Origin of the sequence: Streptococcus himalayensis (assembly GCF_001708305.1) — a bacterium.
Taxonomy (GTDB): domain Bacteria; phylum Bacillota; class Bacilli; order Lactobacillales; family Streptococcaceae; genus Streptococcus; species Streptococcus himalayensis.
This window is the reverse complement of sequence record NZ_CP016953.1, coordinates 709,259-730,605: the sequence shown is the minus strand read 5'-3', so window position 1 is coordinate 730,605 and position 21,347 is coordinate 709,259. Positions and strand designations below refer to the sequence as shown.

General features: G+C 42.1%; 22 protein-coding genes. All 22 read right to left on the bottom strand.

Annotated features, from left to right (window positions below; translation table 11 throughout):
• Positions 1-110: 110 nt before the first annotated feature.
• A complete protein-coding gene (locus tag BFM96_RS11210) occupies positions 111-248 on the bottom strand; it encodes a hypothetical protein (RefSeq protein WP_188595251.1) in 138 nt (45 codons plus the stop codon).
• Positions 226-2,442 (bottom strand): anaerobic ribonucleoside-triphosphate reductase, encoded by a 2,217-nt coding sequence (gene nrdD, locus BFM96_RS03550; protein WP_068990402.1) that lies wholly within the window; start codon positions 2,440-2,442, stop codon positions 226-228. Before nrdD ends, BFM96_RS11210 begins: the two co-directional genes overlap by 23 nt.
• A gap of 94 nt (positions 2,443-2,536) precedes the next feature.
• A complete protein-coding gene (locus BFM96_RS03545) occupies positions 2,537-4,063 on the bottom strand; it encodes a heme transporter CcmD (RefSeq protein ID WP_068990399.1) in 1,527 nt (508 codons plus the stop codon).
• 598 nt (positions 4,064-4,661) lie between these two features.
• Positions 4,662-4,787, bottom strand: a complete 126-nt coding sequence (locus tag BFM96_RS11440) for a hypothetical protein (RefSeq protein ID WP_262981930.1) — start codon at positions 4,785-4,787, stop codon at positions 4,662-4,664.
• A gap of 809 nt (positions 4,788-5,596) precedes the next feature.
• Positions 5,597-7,129: a cardiolipin synthase gene (cls, locus tag BFM96_RS03540; protein WP_068990396.1), complete on the bottom strand. Its 1,533-nt coding sequence runs from the start codon at positions 7,127-7,129 to the stop codon at positions 5,597-5,599.
• Between the two features lie 192 nt (positions 7,130-7,321).
• The gene (locus BFM96_RS03535) at positions 7,322-7,777 is read right to left on the bottom strand and encodes an SP_0198 family lipoprotein (protein ID WP_068990390.1); all 456 of its coding nucleotides are present in this window, start codon (positions 7,775-7,777) and stop codon (positions 7,322-7,324) included.
• A gap of 70 nt (positions 7,778-7,847) precedes the next feature.
• Entirely contained in the window at positions 7,848-9,083 is a 1,236-nt protein-coding gene (locus BFM96_RS03530) for a bifunctional folylpolyglutamate synthase/dihydrofolate synthase (protein ID WP_068990385.1), read from the bottom strand.
• Positions 9,084-9,492: 409 nt separating this feature from the next.
• Positions 9,493-9,804, bottom strand: coding sequence for a DUF1292 domain-containing protein (locus BFM96_RS03525; protein ID WP_068990383.1), 312 nt, complete (start codon positions 9,802-9,804; stop codon positions 9,493-9,495).
• Between the two features lie 18 nt (positions 9,805-9,822).
• Complete coding sequence (gene ruvX, locus BFM96_RS03520; protein WP_068990381.1) at positions 9,823-10,242, bottom strand: Holliday junction resolvase RuvX; 420 nt, start codon at positions 10,240-10,242, stop codon at positions 9,823-9,825.
• Entirely contained in the window at positions 10,242-10,508 is a 267-nt protein-coding gene (locus BFM96_RS03515; RefSeq protein WP_068994144.1) for an IreB family regulatory phosphoprotein, read from the bottom strand. Before BFM96_RS03515 ends, ruvX begins: the two co-directional genes overlap by 1 nt.
• A 198-nt stretch (positions 10,509-10,706) precedes the next feature.
• Positions 10,707-11,279 (bottom strand): SP0191 family lipoprotein, encoded by a 573-nt coding sequence (locus BFM96_RS03510; RefSeq protein ID WP_068990378.1) that lies wholly within the window; start codon positions 11,277-11,279, stop codon positions 10,707-10,709.
• Positions 11,280-11,416: 137 nt separating this feature from the next.
• Positions 11,417-11,815: a transcriptional regulator Spx gene (gene spx / locus BFM96_RS03505; RefSeq protein ID WP_068990375.1), complete on the bottom strand. Its 399-nt coding sequence runs from the start codon at positions 11,813-11,815 to the stop codon at positions 11,417-11,419.
• Between the two features lie 361 nt (positions 11,816-12,176).
• On the bottom strand, positions 12,177-13,376 hold the full coding sequence (gene recA / locus BFM96_RS03500) for a recombinase RecA (RefSeq protein WP_068990372.1): 1,200 nt from the start codon (positions 13,374-13,376) through the stop codon (positions 12,177-12,179).
• Between the two features lie 32 nt (positions 13,377-13,408).
• Complete coding sequence (locus BFM96_RS03495) at positions 13,409-14,662, bottom strand: competence/damage-inducible protein A (protein WP_068990369.1); 1,254 nt, start codon at positions 14,660-14,662, stop codon at positions 13,409-13,411.
• Positions 14,663-14,714: 52 nt separating this feature from the next.
• A complete protein-coding gene (locus BFM96_RS03490) occupies positions 14,715-15,269 on the bottom strand; it encodes a GNAT family N-acetyltransferase (RefSeq protein ID WP_068990366.1) in 555 nt (184 codons plus the stop codon).
• On the bottom strand, positions 15,262-15,828 hold the full coding sequence (locus tag BFM96_RS03485; RefSeq protein WP_068990364.1) for a DNA-3-methyladenine glycosylase I: 567 nt from the start codon (positions 15,826-15,828) through the stop codon (positions 15,262-15,264). Before BFM96_RS03485 ends, BFM96_RS03490 begins: the two co-directional genes overlap by 8 nt.
• 11 nt (positions 15,829-15,839) lie before the next feature.
• On the bottom strand, positions 15,840-16,430 hold the full coding sequence (gene ruvA, locus BFM96_RS03480; RefSeq protein ID WP_068990361.1) for a Holliday junction branch migration protein RuvA: 591 nt from the start codon (positions 16,428-16,430) through the stop codon (positions 15,840-15,842).
• Between the two features lie 5 nt (positions 16,431-16,435).
• Positions 16,436-17,656 (bottom strand): MFS transporter, encoded by a 1,221-nt coding sequence (locus BFM96_RS03475; protein ID WP_068994141.1) that lies wholly within the window; start codon positions 17,654-17,656, stop codon positions 16,436-16,438.
• Between the two features lie 17 nt (positions 17,657-17,673).
• Entirely contained in the window at positions 17,674-19,620 is a 1,947-nt protein-coding gene (mutL, locus tag BFM96_RS03470; RefSeq protein ID WP_068990358.1) for a DNA mismatch repair endonuclease MutL, read from the bottom strand.
• Positions 19,621-19,778: 158 nt separating this feature from the next.
• A complete protein-coding gene (locus tag BFM96_RS03465; protein WP_068990356.1) occupies positions 19,779-20,150 on the bottom strand; it encodes a hypothetical protein in 372 nt (123 codons plus the stop codon).
• 343 nt (positions 20,151-20,493) lie between these two features.
• Positions 20,494-20,832 carry a hypothetical protein gene (locus tag BFM96_RS03460; RefSeq protein ID WP_068990354.1) on the bottom strand — a complete coding sequence of 113 codons (339 nt, stop codon included), beginning with the start codon at positions 20,830-20,832 and terminating at the stop codon, positions 20,494-20,496.
• Complete coding sequence (locus tag BFM96_RS03455) at positions 20,825-21,145, bottom strand: hypothetical protein (RefSeq protein ID WP_068990352.1); 321 nt, start codon at positions 21,143-21,145, stop codon at positions 20,825-20,827. Before BFM96_RS03455 ends, BFM96_RS03460 begins: the two co-directional genes overlap by 8 nt.
• Positions 21,146-21,347: the final 202 nt, after the last annotated feature.

Below are 21,347 nucleotides of genomic sequence, written 5' to 3'. Positions count from 1 at the left end.
GGTAACAAAACTATAGGTAGAACGAGCGTTCAGCAAGGTGAGGCAACGACGTCAGATTTTCATTTTTAGGGTAGTATAATACAAGAAGGGCTTTAGCCCCTCCTCTGTTATTATTTCTCTTGTTTTTTCAAAAACTGTTCCCGTAACTGGGCAACCTTGTCTTTTTTAGTCGTGCCACCTTTCGACTGTTTTTCATGGTAGCGTTCAACAAGGGCCTTTCCCTTGTCATCTAGCTGGTATTTCCCCATCTTTTTCTCCTTCTCTATTGATTGTTGAGCCATTCATGTGTTTCACACGCGCAGCAATTTCCTTGTGCCGGCCATTTACCATAGGTCTTGCCTGCGGATTTCCTAAATAACCACAGGTTCTCTTAACCACATCAACTGTTTTAGGATCCCTGTTGCCACAATTTGGGCACTCAAAGCCTCGCTCCGTCGGTGTGAAATCTCCCTCAAAATGGCATTCATAGCAGCGATCAATCGGTGTATTGGTCCCCAAATAACCCACACGATCATAGGCAAAGTCCCACACAGCTTCCAAAGCCTTAGGATTTTGTTGCAAAACAGGATATTCACAATAGTGGATAAATCCACCTGTCGCACCTGCCTCTGGATAAGCCTTTTCAAATTCTAATTTTTCAAATGGCGTTGGGTTTTTCCGAACATCATAATGGAAAGAATTGGTGTAATATTCCTTATCCGTAATATCCTTGACCAAGCCAAATTTTTCCCGATCCAAGCGACAAAAACGATCAGTCAAACTCTCAGATGGCGTTGAATAGATTGAAAAATGAACATCGTATTCATCCGACCAAGTACCGACACACTCTTTCATGACACGAATAATGTCAAGCGTGAACTCTTTCGCAGCTGGATTTCCTTCCCATTCACTGCCATAGAAGACCGTAGCAACTTCATAAAGACCGATATAGCCCAAGGAAATGGTCGCTCTACGTTTGATAAACAGCTGCCCGACTTCATCGTCTTTGCCCAAACGTTGCCCAAAAGCTCCGTATTGGTACAGAATAGGGGCATTGGCTGTCCGTGCCTCCATGACACGGTGTAAGCGATAAACTAAGGCATCCTTAGCAATCGCCATTCGTTCCTCAAAAATAGCCCAAAACGTGTCCATATCACCACCAGACTCCATCGCAATCCGCGGTAGATTGAGCGTGACCACGCCAAGATTCATGCGACCAGAATTGACTTCTTCCCCATTTTCATCCAACCAGCCCTGCAAGAACGAGCGACAGCCCATCGGCGCTTTGAAAGAACCCGTCAATTCCTTAATCTTATCATAAGATAAAACATCAGGATACATGCGCTTGATTGCACACTCTAAGGCTAAGAGCTTGATGTCATAGTTTGGACTTCCTTCTTCTAGGTTCAAACCACGTTTCAAGGTAAAAATCAACTTTGGAAAAATAGCCGTCCGCTCTTCGCTCCCTAAGCCTTTTATTCGAATTTGTAAAATAGCCTGTTGAATTTCTCGTTCAAACCAAGAAGTCCCCAAGCCAAATCCTAGAGAAGTAAACGGTGTCTGCCCATTTGAGGTAAAGAGGGTGTTAATCTCATATTCCAAGGACTGCATGGCATCGTAGATATCTTTTTTAGTCTTTTCACGCGCATATTCTTCCTGCTTTTCAGGTAATACCCACTCTCTTGCATCCTTTAAATGCTTCTGATAATTCAATTCTGCATACGGTGCTAACAACTCATCTACCCGATCTGCTGTACAACCACCATACTGACTTGAGGCGACATTCGCGATAATTTGCGAAATCTGAGCTGTCGCTGTCTGAATAGACTTGGGACTTTCCACTTCAGCATTGCCAATTTTAAAGCCATTGGCCAACATTCCCTTAAAATCAATCAAACAGCAGTTGGTCATCGGTGTATAGGGACTGTAATCTAAATCGTGGAAATGAATATCCCCTTTTTGGTGGGCATTTGCCACATGAGCTGGCAAGAGCTTGAGCCCAATTGATTTCCCCACAATTCCTGCTGTCAAATCACGTTGGGTATTAAAAACCTCGCTATCCTTATTGGCATTTTCATTGACGACCGTTTGGTCTTTTTTCAAGAGTTTTTCAATGGAAAAATTAATGTCCATCGCCTGATGACGCTCAAAATCACGTCTGGTCCGATACTGAATATAGACCTCTGCCAATTCATACAAGTGTGCCTTTAGCAATTCTTGTTCAACAATGGTCTGAATTTCATAAATTTGAATATCCTGATGAAAACGGCGACCAATTTCTTCGAGTACAGCTTCTACAATGTGTTCAAGAACCGCCTGTGAACAAGGTTGCTCTAGCTCAGCATTAGCACGATTAAGAGCTAAAAAAATCTTTTGCTCATCAAAAGTCACCGAACGCCCATCTCGCTTCAAGACAAGCAAGGGCGATAAATCATGTATTTCGTGTTCGTCTAAGGAAATCATAAACTCCTCCAATCTACACCTCCATTATAACACTCTAAGAAAAAAAATCAACATCTTGTGTCAATTTAATCAAAAAGACACAAGATATTGATTTTTATTTTAGTTGATAAAGGGTAAAATGCGTCATCTTCACATCCACTTTTTGATAGGATTCCTTCAGTTCCTTCTTCACATCATCTAAAAGAGGAACCTCTCGATGAACTAAGATATAGGTTGGATGATTCTGCGTGATCGAATGTGCTAAGATCAGTTTATTTTCTGCTGTATCGCCATACAGGCTAGGGGTTAGAAGGGGACTAGCTGCTAGGTGCCCACTGGCTTGGTAAAGACTAGCGGTCTTGTCCCAAGCGTAAATCCGCTCACCTTTTTTCGCTTCCTTTTTAATATAGGCAGCTGCCGTACCTCGCTCCTCGATTTCCTCCGAATCAAAGGCATAGTGATTAGCAACAGGATAAACCACCAAATACAGCAGGGCAAGGATCGGTAGAAAGAAACTCTTCTTAAAATAAGCACTAAAAATCGAAGGTGTCTCCTCCACAGGGCCGCTATGACGCCCTCTTTTTTCTTGACCCGCTTTACCTAACCAGAGAAGAAGGAGCACCATTGCAAAGGGAAGTGCTGGCAAGAGATGGTAGGCTCCTGTTTCAGGCAAAAAAACTGAAAAGAGGAAGACCCCCACCACAGCAAGACTGGATAGCACTTGTAAGATAATTTCAAACTCTTGCTTAGAAGCCATAAAAGAATGGCCAATCGATAAAACAAATCCCAAACCAAGAACTAAGCCACCATAAAGCAACCCATGCTGCCAAACATGCTGGCCAAAGGCTAGACTTTCAAAAGGATAGCTAATCTGGCTAATGGCAAGACCAAAGGTCCCATTCCACACGGTGATATAGCCCAAGGGATAAAACACAAGCGAAAATCCTAAAACCGCAGCTAGCCATTGGTACAGTCCACGTGCCTTCTTTTTCGTCCAAATATTGTAAACCAATAACACCAAAAAGGTCAACGTCGCAAACAAGAAACCTGCCAAAGGCTCTACTAAAAAGAGCAGAGCAAGAAGGCCTCCAAAGGCAATAAAGAAATGATCCTCTATCTCACCCATTACATACTGAAGTAAGAAATAAAGCCCTGCAAATACTAGCGGAAAAGCAAAGAGGCTAGCATAAACACCACCCAAGCCCAAAGCAAAGGTTAATAAGTAGAAAATATGCACCATTTGCTTGGCAGAATCGTTTTCATGAGTAAGCTGATAAGCTATTTTAAACAGAAGTCTACCTGACAGAAACAGGGCAACAAACTGTGCTACTGCTAAGAGGAGATTTCCAAAAACCAGCTGTGAAGCCCAATTGAGAAGGTAATAGAACAGACCACTTGTTCCATAAATGCGTCCATAGATGACATCGCCTTGTGCCATAGCCCAGCCAGTATATAAATTTTGGGACTGAAGATTCGTTGCTAAGGATGTTAAAAAAGGATTCACCACGCTTAGGCAACTGAGAACGGCACTCCATAAAAGGGGTAGAAAGAATGGAACAGACACTGGCTCTCTCCATTTTGACTCTTGCTCTTCTTGTTTTGGTTGCTCAAGCTGCAACTCATCTAAAACCTTATCTTGCATTCAGAGACTCCTTGATTTATTCTTCTCTAGTATATCAAAAACAAGACTTTCTGTCAGCCTGTTTTTACATCTCCCTTCTCGCTCAGTAAGTTTATGCTCTATAAACATCAACATCTGACTAGGGGGAGTGGACGCAATCGTGATTTCGTAGAAATCTATTTACCTCACTTCTTTATTTCTAGGTTCGGCCTAAACTACTCAACTGGATTCGTTTACTCCCACCCTCGCAAGGTTGACTAGCTTTCACAATTGAGCATTGTGGAAGGTTAGAAATAGAGCTAGCGAGCATTTCGCTAACCTCTTCTACTAGAATGTTGATTTATCAACGTTCTACAGACCAGACAGCTACTACGTCAAACTGTTAAAGCTACAAAAATAATGGAAGCAGGGACTTTGGACCCAGCCTCAAGATGTTCAATAAAACTAGCGTAGCTTGTGTCCTAAAAATCGCAGATAGAACTAGAGTTCAGCAAGGTGAGGTAAGAATGTCAGATGTTGATTGTTGATGAATAGTATGCTCTCACATGGAGCATGTAATCTATCAGCGAAGTACTCGGACTAGTCAAATCAAAACAGGCTCGAATAACCTAGCATCTCGCTATGTAGCCGACGGAGTATCTTTCCCCATTTTCTGGACTAGAAGGGCATACCGCTCCACCTCGTAAAAAGAATGAAATTCCTGCTCTTGATACTGTTTCAAAAACTCCCGCTCCTCATTTGTCATCTCAAATCCCCCTTTTCTAGCTTATTCGTAAAAAAGAAAAAGAAGAAATCTGAAGCTATCGGTTTTTAACATCATTCCCATACTGGTCACTCAACCTTCTGCACTAATGTTTATCCTGGATTTCAGCACATGACCAAATAGAACGAACAAATCCTCTAATACTCATTTAATGTCAAAAATAGCCTTTTTATCTAGACATATTTATTTTGGTCTTGGAATGTAGAGAACTAAATGAGTTAAACAGGATACTTTTCCAGTAAATAAGATGAATAGTCATAGAACACAGGTCGTTTACGTCCAAACCATCTAAGAAAGCAACAAGATGCTAATTTTGATTTTCATTGGGTATAGCATCCAATTCGCTCAAGCTAAAAAATAGACTTGTCTGAAAACTCGATGAGTTCATTTTAATACTTGTATACTTTTTAAAAATAGGTTTCTGCTATAAACCTATTTATTTTTGCCACAAAATAAAGTTGGTGAAGTAAGTCAAATAGGATGAGTGTTTAGCAGATGAAACGTACAGTCATAAAAAATAGGTCGTTTACGTCCGAACCATCTAAGAAAGTCGCAAAAATGCTAACTTTGACTTTGGATAAGTATAAACCAAGTGATAGGAATGGGCTTTTAATACTTGACTAGGCAACGAAACTGCAGGTAGAACTAGAGTTCAGCAAGGTGAGGAAAGAATGTCAGATGTTGATTGTTGACGAGTATAAACTGCTTGTGATCCAAAAAGGTTCCCAAACAAGCTTATTATAAGAAAAGAGGCTGGATTTCTTTCCCAACCTCTTCATTCGGCCTTGTGGTTACAACATCGGGGCAAATAATTGCACAATATCTTTCATCAAACGCTGATACCAACTCGTTTGGATGGTATGTGGATAGATTTCTTCTGAAACTGCAAAAATCGTTGCAAAATCTGCCTTCAGGTCTTCCATGGCAGGACTTTTATACATGAGAACCGCATTCTCATAATGGTGCACCAAGCTTCGGTAATCAAAGTTAATCGTGCCAACAACCGCAAATTCATCATCTACGACCACATGCTTACTATGGATAAAGCCAGGACTGTATTCAAAAATCCGTACCCCCGCCTCTAGCAAATCAGGATAAGCCCCTCTTGTAATCAGTTGAATTAAACGCTTATCTGGAATATAAGGAGTGACAATCCGCACATCGACCCCTCGCATGGCTGCATTTTTAATATCTTCCGTCAAATCATAGTCAATAATCCAGTAAGGACTGGTAATATAGACATAATCCGTGGCTTGACTGATAAGATTTTGGTAGACTTTTTTTCCGACCTGAGCTTTGTACATGGGCTTAGGACCACTGCCGTAGGGGATATAGAGCCCCTGACCTTCCCCTGCTTGATTATCCAGATGGTATTTATCAAAATCCGTGATTTCTCCACGGTTGATGTACCAATTTATGAGAAACAGTCGCGTCATCGCCTTCACTGCCCGACCGTTCAAGCGGACCCCTCCATCTTTCCAGTGGCCGAATCGCTCGATATGATTGATGTATTCGTCGGCAAGATTGATGCCACCAGTATAGGCGACTTGGCCATCAATGACTAAAATCTTGCGGTGATCCCGATTGTTATAAGCCACTGTCATACGGGGAATTACCTTGTTAAACTTATGGGTGCTAATACCCATCGCTCGCAATCTCTTGGGATAGTCTCCAGCAAGAGTTGCCATACAGCCAATATCATCATAGAGCATTTTGACCTCTACCCCTTGGGCAGCTTTTTCCTTCAAAATCTCGAGCATACTATCCCACATCAAGCCTTCTTCGACGATATAATATTCCAAAAAGATAAACTTTTCCGCTCGTTTCAAATCCTCCAAGATCGATGCGAACATCTCCTCACCCAAATCAAAGTACTGGGCATCTGTCCCATCATAAACATCCGCATTATGATCCATGGCTAAGAGCGATTTGATAATCCCATAGGCAGACTTGTTTTCTTCTTTTAATGTTTGTCGCAGGTGCTTACTATTGTCCTCTCGAAACTTCATCTTGTTAAGATTTTCAAGCTGCTTTAACTCGGTCTTTGACAAACGTCGCTCGCTAAACATGATATAAAGAAGAGGACCAATGACAGGAGTAAAGGAGACCAAGAGCCAAGTAACCTTACTTTCAGGTGCCATGGAGCGATTGACAATGGCTAAAACCGTTGCCACACTCATCAGGAACACGAGAACAATCCATAAAATCGGCGTCAAACGTCCCAAAAGAAAGAAGAGCCAAAAAGTCAGAGCCAGCTCTGCTAGCATAATGATGATACTAAAGCCATATTTAGACATCAGCAACCGAAATTTCCGAAAATTCATCGTTCCCTCCTTCAATCCTTTTCAATAGTATGAACATGCATAAATAACTATAACTTCTAGTATAACGAGGAAATGCACAGAAAGCAAGTTATTTTTGAAAATCATCTCCTGTTTTCAAGCAAAAAAGAGGAAACCTCTCTTGCTGTTCACAATTTTGGTCTTCCTCTCTCACTGGCCACCTTCTGTGACGGTTTATTGTTTGGTTAAAACAACCGTATCTCGTTCGTAATCTTGGTCCAAATCTTCGATAGTCAGTTGATTTCCATTGACCAAATAGCGCTCTACATCATCTCCGATGACGATGCGTTGGTTCGTTGCATCAATGCTGACTTGTTTGATTTCTTGCTCCCCGTCAGGCTCTACCTGAGTCCAAGTGCCTGTATTACCTGTAATGACTAAAGTAATGTCATCTCCCTCATCCATGCCTTTGTAAGTGCCACCTAGCTCCGTCGTTTGAGGAGCTGCCTGACTAGATGAGCTTGCTGCCGAGGATTCTGTTGTGGACATGGCACTAGAAGATGTCGCTGTCATAGAAGAGTTAGCTTGATTGGCAGGTGCTGCAGGTGCTGCTTGATTCGAGCAAGCGGCAAGGAGCAACACACCTGCTAAAGAAGCTAGGATTGCAAATGTACGTTTGGTTAATTTCATGGTTATATCCTTTCTGGAGCACATTCCGATACATGCTCCTTTCTATTATACCTATTCCACTTTAGTCCCGTCAATTTTTTTGCTTTTCTAGCAAATACGCCCGGACTTCAGCTACAAAATACAGAGAACCTACGACAAACAAGGTTTTTTGCTTTTCTTCTTGAAATTCCTCTAAAAATGATTGATAAGAAGGGAGAAAGGAAATACCTGCCACATCTCCCTCTCCCAAGGAGCCACTATCCCCAAAGCTAGTCAAGTACAAATCCGCCTGTGGAAATCTTTCCTGCAAATAGTCCAACATCGCCTGATAATCTTTCCGCTTCAGTGCACCAAAAAGGATACTTACAGTGTCCTGTGGATAGGTGGAAATGACCTGACTGAGCCGTTCCATCGCAGCGAGATTATGGGCACCATCCAGATAAATATTAGGTTCTATGAATTCCAAACGTCCCGCCCATCGCGTTTCTTCTAGGGCAGGTGCCATCTGCTCCACAAGGATAGGCAAATTTCGCTTATCCATAAAAGCGAGAAAAGCCTCTATGGCTAGGGCGGCATTTTCTTTCTGATGCTCTCCTTGCAAACCCAGTCTAGGAATAGCTATCGCTCGCTCTTTATTCCTAAAGAAACCTTCTGATAGCTGAAAATCTTCCCCATACATCCGTAATTCTGTTGATAAATCTTGGGCAATCTCCTGACAGACAGCCCGAGCAACACTAGGCAAAGGCCCAATCAAGGCCATTTTAGCAGCCTTAAAAATCCCTGCCTTCTGCTCTGCAATTTCCTCTATGGAATTTCCCAGAGTCTCTTGATGATCTAGCCCAATCGAGCTAATCACAGAAATCTCTCCTGTCACGATGTTAGTGGTATCGAGAAGTCCACCGATTCCCACCTCTAGTAGAACCACATCCACTTCCTGCTCCTTAAAATACAAGAAGCCCATAAGCGTTAGAATTTCAAAAAAAGACAAGGAATCCTGACTTTGGCGTAGAGTTTCTTCCATCTCCTCTACTTGCTGGACCAATCTCACAAAATCGGCTTCTGAAATCGGCTCCCCATCCACGCAAATCCTATCACGGATAGTGACTATATGTGGAGAAGTAAATGTTCCCACCTTTTGACCATGAGCCATCAGCAAGGAACGCAAAAAAGCAATAGTCGAGCCTTTGCCATTAGTCCCTGTCACATGAATAATTGGGTAGGCTTCATCTGGCTTTCCCAGTAGCAAACGAGCTTCTTGAACTCTCTCTAACCCTTTGCGAAAATTCAAGCCCACACGGCTGTATAGCCAATCTTCTATCTCTTTCATGGATTTTCCTTTCAAAAAAAGAGCGATAAAGTTTGGTTAGCTAACATCAACTTCCGCTCCTCGTATTCTTTATTTTGTCCTAAAGTTACTCGCGTAACAAATCTGCCAGACTGTTTCACCCTGCTCTTAAAAAAGCAAGACTAAAACTCTCCATCAGAAAGCTTCTGCCCTTGAGAATTACTTGGGACAGGGTTAAAATAGCCCACTGGGCCTCTCGCTTTATTTCATTTCCAAAAGCGAGGCTAAAAACATCCTTCATTCCTGCCCTGGAGAATTGCTTGGGACAAGGCTAAAATAGCCCACTGGACTTCTCGCTTTATTTCATTTCCAAAAGCGAGGCTAAAAACATCCTTCATTCCTGTCCTGGAGAATTCCTTAGGACAGGGCTAAAATAGCCCACTGGGCTATTTTACTCCTCCATAAAGCTGTTAAAGACTTCTTCAATCATATTCCATTCGTCTTCTGAGTCTTCTGGGATTGGTTGCAATTCGCCTTCTGTTCCATCTTCGTTTTCAATGAATGAATAGGCTTGAATTTCTACTTCACCATTTTCATCTTCTTCACCATTGGCTGGAATGAGAAGAACATAGTTTTTGCCGAATTCTTCTTTTCCATCAATCGTCAACAAGATTTCAAACAAGGTTTCATTTCCTTGCTCATCTACCAAAGTAATCAATTCACGTTCTTCGTGATTATGGTCATGATTATGATCGTGTGCCATTGTATCTCCTTAATGTCTTTAAAAATTTCTATCTAAATAATTTTGCAAAATCAACTGAGCAGCCAATTTATCAATCACCTTCTTACGCTTGTTGCGACTAATATCTGCTTGCTCAATCAACATCCGTTCAGCTGCCACTGTGGTCAAACGCTCATCTTGGTAGTCAACCGGCAGTTGAAAAACATCTATCAATCTCTGGCCGTAAGCTTGACTAGCTTCCACGCGCGGGCCGCTGGTATTGTTCATATTTTTCGGAAGGCCTACCACAAAGCGGTCAACCTGATACTCTTTGACCAACTCTGCCAGGCGGTCAAAGCCAAATTCGCCCTTTTCTTCGTCAATGGCAATGATTTCTAAGCCTTGGGCTGTAAAACCAAGCGGATCACTGATTGCTACACCAACCGTCTTTGAGCCGACATCGAGTCCCATAATTCTCATTACAGATCAATCCCTTGTCCTTTCAGATAGTAGCGCACCAATTCTTCTACAATCTCGTCACGCTCATACTTCCGAATTTGATTTCGTGCATTATTATAGCGAGGAACGTAGGCAGGATCGCCACTGAGTACATATCCTACGATTTGATTGATCGGGTTATAACCCTTATCATTCAAAGAAGTATAGACATCGGTCAAGGTTTCACTAATCTCTTTTTTGTTTGAATCATCAAGATTAAACCGTACTGTTTCATCTGTAAATCCCACAATTACACCCTCTTTCATTAGAATACCTCCATTATAGCATATTCACAGCACTTTCACAAACTAAAGAGTGTATTTTCTGCACTTTTCAGCCCCAATTGTGAAGATTTCTCGTAGAAAAAAAGAAACCGAGCACCCATGCTCAGTCTCTAAAATCAACGGTGTTCTATCCAAGAGCTACAAGGAGCGTCCGACAAGAAATTAGTTGTCTGTAACAGTCGCTCCACCAGCCACTTGATTGGTAATGTAATCTGCTGGTGGAATCTTGATAAACTCTTTCAAATTCAAGCCCTTCAAGAGCTCTAGCTGACTCGCCTTGTCAATATCTAAGGTTTTAAAGTCGAGCTTGTTTACCCGCTTAAGCTGATTGTCATTGATAATCTCAATGGTAGCTGAAAAACCAGGCAACTCCTTAGCCTTGGTAAATGCTTCGTCCTTTCCGAGAGATTCGTCTAGCAGTTTTTGGGTTTCTGGAATACCAATCTCAGCAATAGCTTTTTTGATATCCTCATTGGCTGGTGTGATTTGCTCGATGACCAATTCCAAAAATTGCTTATCCTGATACGTTACAACCTGCTTTTGCTCAACTCCTTCTGCACTTTTAGGGAAGGTTAATGTTTTCGTAACCACAGCACTTTTTTCAGCATTTTCAAATACAGGCAAGGTCGTACTAAGGGGCTCTTTATTCGTTCCCTCTTTGGCTGCTTCTTTCTTCTGGCCACAGCCTGTCAAAACAAGTGCAGCAACACCTAATAATACGATTGTTTTTTTCATATACGTGACACCTTTCTTACCTCCTATTTTAACATATTTCTTTCCTTTTTTGGAAAATTTACACTACAAAAGCACAAAAAATGGCTCTGCCATTTCGCCCAATCTTTGCTAGACGAAACAACACAACCATCCCTCTATTATAGAGCTGCTCGAAGACGAGCTTCCGCATTTTCAACATTCCGCACCGCACGTGGTAAAAAGGCACGAATATCGTCCTCTTTGTAGCCGACTTGGAGACGCTTGTCATCCACCAAAATCGGACTCTTCAAAATACGAGGCATTTCCATGATTAAATCAATCACCTCGTTCACGCTTAAATCCTCGATATCAACGCCAAGACTCTTGGCGTACCGGTTTTTCGAAGAAACGATACTGGCTACCCCATTTTCTGTCTTAGTGAGGATATCCAGTAATTCTTCCTTCGTAATTCCCTCTTTTCCGAGATTTTGTTCTTTGTAAGTCAACTGATGGGCATTTAGCCAAGTCTTTGCTTTTTTACAGCTAGTGCAACTTGAGACCGTATAAATTGTAATCATGTAAGTACTCCTTTCGCTACACGCTAACAATACTATACTACAATTATACCACAAATCCTATCCGTCTTGCGACCTATTTTTGAAATTATTTTGACTTTTTATGGATTTTTTTACTATTTATTGTGTCTGTTGGAGTAAATTTTACTAGATATTGTGCTTTTGAGTGTTTTTAGGCAATATCTGTTTCTCATTTTCTAAAAAATATATGGCAATTCATAAGCGAAGTCATTCTAATCGGGAGCTTATTTTACGATAATCAAGGAGCTTTTTGAAGGAATACTGACTGGATTTCGAAAAAAAGCAACGATGAGTAGCGAAAAATAAGCTCTGAATAGAATTGCTGAGCTGTGAATACAGGTTCTTAGTCTTCAATTTCAATCGCATCATCCAATTCAAGGGTGATTTCTTCGGTATCGGCTACCTCTTCAACGGTTTCCTTGTCTTTTTTGCCTGCTTTTTTAGATTTTTTGTCCTTTTCTTCTGCCTCTGGAGCATTTTCTGCTGGCTGCTCTGCTCCTATTGGCATACCATAATGCTCTCGAACTAGGCGGTCAATTTCTTCAAACACTTCTGGATGTTCTGCCAAATATTTCTTGGCATTTTCCGAGCCTTGCCCAATTTTATCATCTTTATAAGAATACCAAGCACCAGACTTTTTGATAATCTCAAGATCTGAGGCAATCTTAATCAGCTCCCCAGTCTGTGAAATCCCTTCTCCGTACATGATTTCTACCAAAGCTTCCTTAAATGGCGGAGCAATCTTGTTTTTCACAACCTTGATCTTGGTTTCTTTACCGACATTGACATCTTTTTCAGCACCAGAACCCTTGATTTGAGTATTTCCACGAACATCTAAACGCACAGAAGCATAGAATTTAAGGGCACGTCCGCCAGGAGTTGTTTCTGGATTTCCAAACATGACCCCAACTTTTTCCCGCAATTGGTTGATAAAGATGGCAATGGTCTTGGTTTTATTGATAGAAGCAGAGAGTTTACGCATGGCTTGGCTCATCATCCGTGCCTGCAAACCAACGTGATTGTCGCCAATATCACCATCAATCTCTGAACGAGGCACCAAGGCTGCCACTGAGTCAACAACCAGCAAATCAATAGCTCCAGACGAAATCAGCTTATCCGCAATTTCTAAACCTTGCTCTCCAGAGTCTGGCTGAGACAGCAACAACTCATCAATATTAACCCCAAGTGCTTGGGCATAAGCTGGATCAAGTGCATGCTCAGCATCGATGAAGGCCGCAATTCCTCCCTCTTTTTGAGCCTGGGCAACAGCATGTAGGGCAACCGTGGTCTTACCAGAAGATTCCGGTCCGTAAATCTCGATAATCCGACCTTTTGGATACCCTCCAGCACCAAGAGCAATGTCTAGAGCCAAACTTCCTGAGCTCATGACTTGCACTTTCTGCTCTGCCCTCTCTCCAAGACGCATAATCGCGCCTTTTCCAAAGTCTTTTTCGATTGTCTTTAGAGCATCGTCTAAGGCTTTCTTTCGTTCATCCCCAAATTTTTTGGTGATTTCTTCTAACTTTTTTTGTTTCTTTGCCATCATTGGCCTCCTTTTCTTGCATAACTCTTCTATTATACCAAATCATCAGCATTTAATAAAGTTTTCCGTACGAGGTTTAAGGCGTGTAAGACTGCGATTTGGCGAATATCTTGCCGACTTCTCCCTCTGGCACTGACCAAATAAGCTTGCCTTGCCTTACTCGAAGACAAGCCAATAAAGACTGTCCCTGGAGGATGTCCTTCTAGGCTATCTGGCCCAGCAACTCCTGTCAAGCTCACACCAAGGGTGCTATCGGTCAGCTTTCTAGCCTGCTCTGCCATTTTCTCAGCCGTAAAAGCAGATACAACCCCATGCTTTTCCAAGTCCTCTTTAGGAATACCTAACATCTTGCTCTTTTCTTCCAAACTGTAGGTGACAAAACCACCCTTGAAAATCTGGGAAATCCCAGCTTGATCCGCGAGATTGGCCTGAAAAAGCCCAGCTGTCAAGCTTTCAGCAGCTGTGATGGTTAACTTTCTTTCTTTCAGGAGTTCTACGGTCACCTGCAAGAGAGAATTCTCCTCGCCATAACCGTAAAGGCAGGCAGCGACTTCTTCATTGGCAAGAATCTTCTGTTCAAGCTGATTGAGTTTTTCTTGGGCAAGGGCATGTGTCTTAGATTTGGTGGACAACCGAAGAGTCACTTCTCCGACTTTCGCATAAGGAGCCAAGGTTGGATCCGTCTGCTGGTCAATCAAATCGGCTAAAATGGTCACCAAACGACTTTCCCCAATCCCAAAAAAGCGAAGAACCCGTGAATACAATTGCTCGCCTTGGTCGAGAAGTGGCAAGAGTTCCTTGACCACCATTGGTTTTAGTTCGCTCGGAGGACCCGGTAGGACGACATAGGTCACACCCTCTACTTGGATCAATCCTCCAACAGCAAGACCCGTGTGATTTTGTAGCGGGGTACTCCCAGCGATAATTTGAGCCTGACGCTCATTGTTAGGCGTGCGAGCACTAGGCGGCCGTTCGGCAAAGAAGGCATCCAATTTCTCAACAGCTGATGCTTCAAAGACCAAATCTCGACCTAGAAAACGTGCCAAGGTTTGCTTGGTCAAATCATCCTCCGTCGGCCCCAAACCACCTGTTAAAATCACCAAATCACTTCGCTTTTGGGCAATTTCTAAGACGGACAAGAGCCGTTGTTCATTATCTCCCACTGCCGTTTGGAAATACACATCTACCCCAATTCCTGCGAGCTTTTCCGACAAAAATTGAGCATTGGTATTGACGATTTGTCCGGTCAGGATCTCAGTTCCAACCGCAATAATTTCTGCCTTCATACAACCTCCTACATGCTTATTCGTAAAAAAATGATTTTTCCTGCCAATTTCTTTAACCAGGCTTTCTAATTTCATAATCGAGCATCGTGACAACTTCGCCACGCAGGTTTGTCGCTCCTTTGCGCGCCTTGACGAAGGTCATACCGATCCTTTTCATCACCTTCTCACTAGCTGTATTTCTAGAATCACAGTGAGCCACTAAGGTTTTGATGGCTGCTATTTCCCACACCAAATCCTTCAAGGCTAAGGCGGCTTCTGTCGCATAACCTCGATGATGGTAGGCGGCATGCAAGGTATAGCCAATGCTTGCTACATCTTGCTCTTCGTTCAAATAGAGGACAATATTTCCAATCATCCGTTGAGTTTCTTTTAACTCTATTGCATAACGACCAAGGGGACTTGCCATATTGTACATGACGAGACCTTCCAAACTTTCCCGCTTATCCTTATGCGCATGATAATTATACTTCAAGAGCTTATCATCAGATGTAAAAGCATGATAATCCTCCAAATCAGCCACTGTCATGGGCCGTAGCAAGAGGCGCTCCGTTTCAATATGGGTGTTCTGCGCTAGAGCGACCAAGGGTTTTACAGTTATTTCATTCATGAGAGTCTCCTTTACAAAAGCAATCCACTTCATGATCATTTACAAGCCCTGCCGCCTGAAGATAGGAATAGACACAGACAGGACCTACGAAAGTAAATCCTCGTTTTTTCAAATCTTTTGATAACCGCTCTGACAAAGCTGTCTTGCTAGGCACTTCACGATAGTCCTTTACACGATTGTCAATCGGTGTAAAATCCACCCAAGACCAGAGATAATCTGCAAAGGCTCCATACTCCTCCTGAACTTTTCGAAAGGCTCGTGCATTTTGTCGTGTCGCAAAAATCTTAGCCCTGTGACGGATAATAGCTGGATTTTCAAGTAGTTGTTCCAGCTCACTGTCCGTCATGTTGACAAGCTTGTCAACATCATAAGCATGAAAAGCTTGACGAAAGGCTTCTCGTTTATTAAGAACCATCTCCCAAGATAAGCCTGCCTGATAAGTTTCCAGACACAAAAGTTCAAATAACACATGATCATCTTTGACCGGTCGTCCCCACTCCTCATCGTGATAGGCGACATACAAGGGATTGTCTTCCTTAACCCAACCGCATCGTTTCATGGCTTTTACTCCTATTTCATTAGCATTTTAAGGGCTGATTTGATGTAATTTTCAGCCGTATCCGTCGTTCCTTCAAAGAATTTCTTGATTTTCTTGAGTTCAGCTGCCTTATAACCTAGTGCTAGCATGGCTTCCATAGCTTCTTCCAAGGCTTGATTCTCATCCAGCTGAGGAGCTGCCTGTTTCTCACTCTTTCCTGCTACACTTGAAACTTTTCCTTCCAAGTCCAAGACCATCTGCTGAGCCGTTTTCTTGCCAATCTTGGGAAATTTAGTCAGATAAGTGATATTTTTCTCATCAATAGCACGCACCAAGCCTTCATTGTCATCTGCTGCAATAATAGCCAAAGCCGACGTTGGACCAATCCCTGACACCGAGATAAGACTTAAAAACAACTCCTTTTCTTCTTCTGAGGAAAAGCCATAAAGCGTCTCTGCATCCTCTCGTACCACTTGATGAACATACACTTTTAGACTTTCTTGAAGCTTGTCCGAGTAGGCATAGGGATTGGCTACATTCAGCAAATAGCCAATGCCTCCTACTTCTATCACGATGTATTTGGCGGTAATTTTTGTAATAATTCCTTTAAAATATTCGTACATTTTCCTTACTTTCTATGCAATTTTTCTGCTTTGATAATCATGCTTAGACTGATTTCGACAATGATAAGAAAACTGATTTGAAGACCAAGCGGACCTGTTAGGGCAGTCAAAGAGACCATCATACCGGCTAAGATATTTCCCAAGGGCTGGGCCAGAGCCAGAAAGCCAGAATACGAACCTAGCTTGTCCTCATCCATCATCTCAATCCGAAGCAGTTGACTAGCAGGTACTTGAAGCATTTCTCCAATCGTGTATAAAACAGCAGCCAAGGCAATTCCTAGCAAAGTTCGAAACTGCATGGCTAGAAAAATACCCGTCGCAAAGGTCAAAAAACCTATGATATATTGAGGTAAAACAGGCAGTTTCTTGGTCCATTTGCTAACGTGCGTCATGAGAAAGACGATCATAAACGTATTGATAAAGACGGATAAACTCAGCATTTTAGGTCCTGTGATGGTCACTCCAAACAAGCTTGTCACTTGAAAATTTTGGGCATAGTGAATGGGCAACCAAGTGTCAATTTGCAACCAAATACACGCCGAACCAACGCAACCTGCCACATACATGAGAAAGACCCTGTCTTTTAGGATGTCTCCGTAATTTTGAAAAATATCCCAGACACCCGTTCCGTGTGAAAAGATAGCATCCGTAGGCTGCGTTTCCTCAAAGTGTTTCCACATATAGTAAAAGATCAGCAGATACAGCAAGGCCATGGCAAGTACTAACTCAAAAAAGTGACTTTCATAGAATAACCCAGCTAAACCCGCTCCCAGCATAACAGCAATATTCACCAGCCAATAACTAATCGTGTAAACAAACTTCCGATTACTCTCATCCGTCAAATCAATCAACATAGCTTCATAAGCAGGCTGAGAAAAATGGTGCATGGCTTCAACTACCAAAAACCCCCAGAAAGTCAATAAAGGAAAGACATGGTGAGGAATATTGGCCAAAACAACCATCACAAAGCCTAAACAAACCCCTAGATTTCCAAAGTCCGTCACCTTTTTTCTCCCCAAAGAGTCTGTCAAGTGTCCACCGTACAAGGTTGACACGAAGTTGACAAGCTGGGTGACAATGAGCAAAATTCCTGTCCAGAAATTTCCGAAATAATGGGAATAATAGAGAGCCATAAAAGGAAAAATGGTATTGCCTAACATGGCCGTTAAAAATTTAAAACCTTCGCGAATTTGAATCTGCTTAGGCAGAGCAAAAAACTCTTTCATAATCATTCCCTGACTTTCTAATACTTGCCTAACTCCCGAAGGCTCGTATGATTTTCTTGAATCCGTCGAAACATTTTTTCCATATCGGATTTGCTAAATTGCACCAAGACTGGGCGACCGTGAGGGCAATTATAGGGATTATCACATTGGGACAACTGATAAATCAAATCTCTAGCAGAATGATCATCCAAGGCATGGTTGGCCTTGATTGAACGTTTACAGCTCATCATGATAGCCAACTCAGCCCGATATTTCTTAATCGATACCTCCTTGGTCAACAAAAGCATGTCACACATTTCATAGACCCCTGTCTCAATCTCTTCTTCCTTAAACCAAATCGGATGTTCTCGAAGGATAAACTGATTTTCTCCGTAGCGTTCTAGGAAAATTCCAACTTCTTCTAGTAAGGGCAGACGCTCTTCCAGCCGAATTCTATCATCTGCAGGAAATTCAAACAAATAAGGAACTAAGAGCTGCTGTTGACTACTATCCACATCGCCAATTTTTTCGCGGTAGTATTCGTACTTGACCCGCTCCTGAGCTGCATGTTGATCAATGATATACAGTCCTTCTTTGCCTTGTGCAAACAGATAGGTCCCGTGCATCTGACCAAAAAATTCCAATTCAGGAAAGGTAGAAGTCTCTTCTTCGCTCAGCTTGACAACGGCTTTTTCAATGCTTGCTTGGTCCAACTCTGGATGGTCTAGTTGCTCATAGTTGGGGGATTTTCGCTCAGCAAATTTGATGGAAAGAGGTTTGTCAACCTTATTGTCAACATCGTCAACTTCCTTGCTTCTTTCGTCAACTTTTTGTAAACCAAGTGATTCTTCTGCCACTTCTGGTTGATAGAAGAAATCTGAGCGTTCCTTGTCATAGTAAAGGCGATTCTCTTTTAGGGGAAGCGTGGTCTGTTCTGGTTTTTGAACTCGCTTAATCGTTGATTTGGCGAGATTTTCTAAGGCGTCTGGAATTAAATCTTGTTCTTTTAAACTCGCTGCAATCGCACTTGAAATCAGCGTCATCAATTCCTTTTCCTTTGAAATTCGAACCTCTTGCTTGGTTGGATGAACATTGACATCGGCTAAATAAGGGTCAATCTGAATGTTGACAACCGCAAGCGGGAAACGTCCCACCATAAGCTTGCTTCCATAACCTTCTAAAATGGCTCGATTGAGCAAGAAATTTTTGATATAACGTCCATTGATCAGCAAGGTAATATAGTTACGATTGGCTCTGGTAAGCTCTGGAAGGCTGACAAACCCACTGACTTCAAAGTCCAAATCCGCAGTGGAAATTTCAATCATTTTTTTAGCGGTAACAAGCCCATAAATCCCAGCAATCGCTTGTCTGAGATTGCCTGTTCCTGCTGTTCGCATGAGTTCACGTCCCTCATGAATCAGGGTGAAGGCCACCTCTGGATGAGCCAAACTTAGCCGATTCATCACATCAACAATATGCGATAACTCTGCCTGCTGGCTCTTGATGTATTTCAGGCGGGCTGGGGTGTTGAAAAAAAGATTTTCTACTGTCATCTTTGTCCCGACAGGACTCGTCGCAGGCTCGCAAGATTCAATATGACCTCCACGTGCGATTAGTTTTGTCCCATGACTGCCCATCTCCGTAGCCGTCAAAATAGTCAGGAGACTAACTGAGGCAATGGAGGGCAGGGCCTCTCCGCGAAAACCAAGGGTCCGAATCCGAAATAAATCGGCTTGATTTTTGATTTTACTCGTCGCATGCCGACGAAGGGCAAGCTCCACCTGGCTATGTTCAATCCCTTCTCCGTTATCTGTGATTTGAATTTTTTTAAGCCCGGCTTCTTCAATCTCTACTGTAATCTGTCGGCTACCGGCATCGATAGAATTTTCCACCAATTCCTTGACGACACTGGCAGGTCGCTCAATGACCTCCCCAGCTGCAATTTGATTGGCAAGGACTTCCGGTAATTCGATAATAGTTGCCATAATTTTTATTTTTACCCTTTCTAAAGGATGACATAATAGGTCTATCTAGACGCTTTTATCAAAAAGAGCACTACTTGCTTGTTAAAAATGGAAAATAGCCTCTTTTTCTAACGCTTCTATTATACCATAAACGAAAGGCCCAGCAGAAACTGGACCATCTAGTCTTTTATTTTAAGTGTATTCATGGTTGCCAACAACATGAGGATGATAATCAGCATTGTCCCCAATCCAAGCGAAAAGGTCAATCCCACTTTTCCAATCACATACATGCTAAGCCCATAAAGAACAAATCCCAGCACCGCATGCACGACATAAATCCAACGAAGAACTGTCACTCGACCACTTTTTTCGGCCAAATAACGCCCTAGATGTTGAAAATAAATATAGGACAGATAGTAGATTTGAAAAATAAAAGAAGCCTTTCTCAAATCTAGCTCGCCTGTCTTCCAACTGGCATAGATACCAATCGGTGTAAGAATAGCCACCAACACCATAAACATAGTTCCCAAAATCAACCAGATTTTTTTCATCTTTTTCCTCCTTTTGCATCATCAGCATGCAGCCTCACTAACATCAAGACAAAGGGCAAACGATAAAGAAAGCAAAATCCTCTGTCTTTTTCCACTACAACTGCCATCACTAAATGTAAAAAGAAGCAGAAGCCGATAAATCGATAAAAAATTTTCCACAAGGATAGTCCCTATCTTTTCACGAAGCACTTCTTTTTCAGACACACCAAACACTACCACGCATATCGGAAAAATTTCGAAGGGTGAGACACGCGGATAACGATTGTAAAACCTACTACTCGTCAAAAATCACAGTAAACCCGACCAGATATCCACTATCCTGCCAATCTTTGACTTTTTTCCATCATTTCTCATTCTCCTTTGTCCAATCATAAAACATCACAAATGGAAATGCCAGATACCACAGCAGTAAGGCTCCCAATTTGTCCGCATCCTGATAGAAAAACAAGTGTAGTCCTAGCGTTCCAAAAATGTAAAGGGGAAAAATCCGATAAAACCATTTCCAATAAGTCTTGCAATTTCTCTTTTTTAGCCAATATCGTAGCAGTTGATAGAGAAAATACTGAAAACTAATATGAACAACCAACCCTTGCAATAAAGGTCCCTGCATCAAAAGAAAAAGAAAATAGGTAAGGGCTAGCAACAAGGCAACTATCGCCAACCAATCTTTGCGTTTATCCATAACAGCCTCCTTCTAAATCATCAAAAAAGTACCGTTCTAAAAATTCCTCTTTGGACACCTTTTTGTCAAAAAAGTAGAAGAATTCATAAAGTTCTGCGACTGGCTCAAGAAGAGCAAGCTTTGCTAGACATTCCTGAATACCTCCTAGCTCAAAGACCCGAGATTGCACCTCTTGGCCGTCACCATTTAGATAGGTCATATCGAGAACGCTCGCAAGCTCTCTTAGCAAGTCAGCCTTTGAAAGAGCTTGCCCATCTTGGATTAAGCTAGGAAATTCTCCTAGGACTATCACTTCTGCGAAGTGACTTTTCATCGATCAACTCTGGCACTAACTTCTTTTCTACCAATGCTTTTACCGTCCATAAGGCCATGAGCAATCCCGCTTTTTTAAAGCGTTTTTATCTATATACAGTATAGCACTTCTTTCAGCATTCTACAAGAAGTCTACAACCGAGCAGATAGGAAAATTCGCTTATTTTTCAAGAAAAAAGCGATTTCTTAAAAAAGGAGAGCAC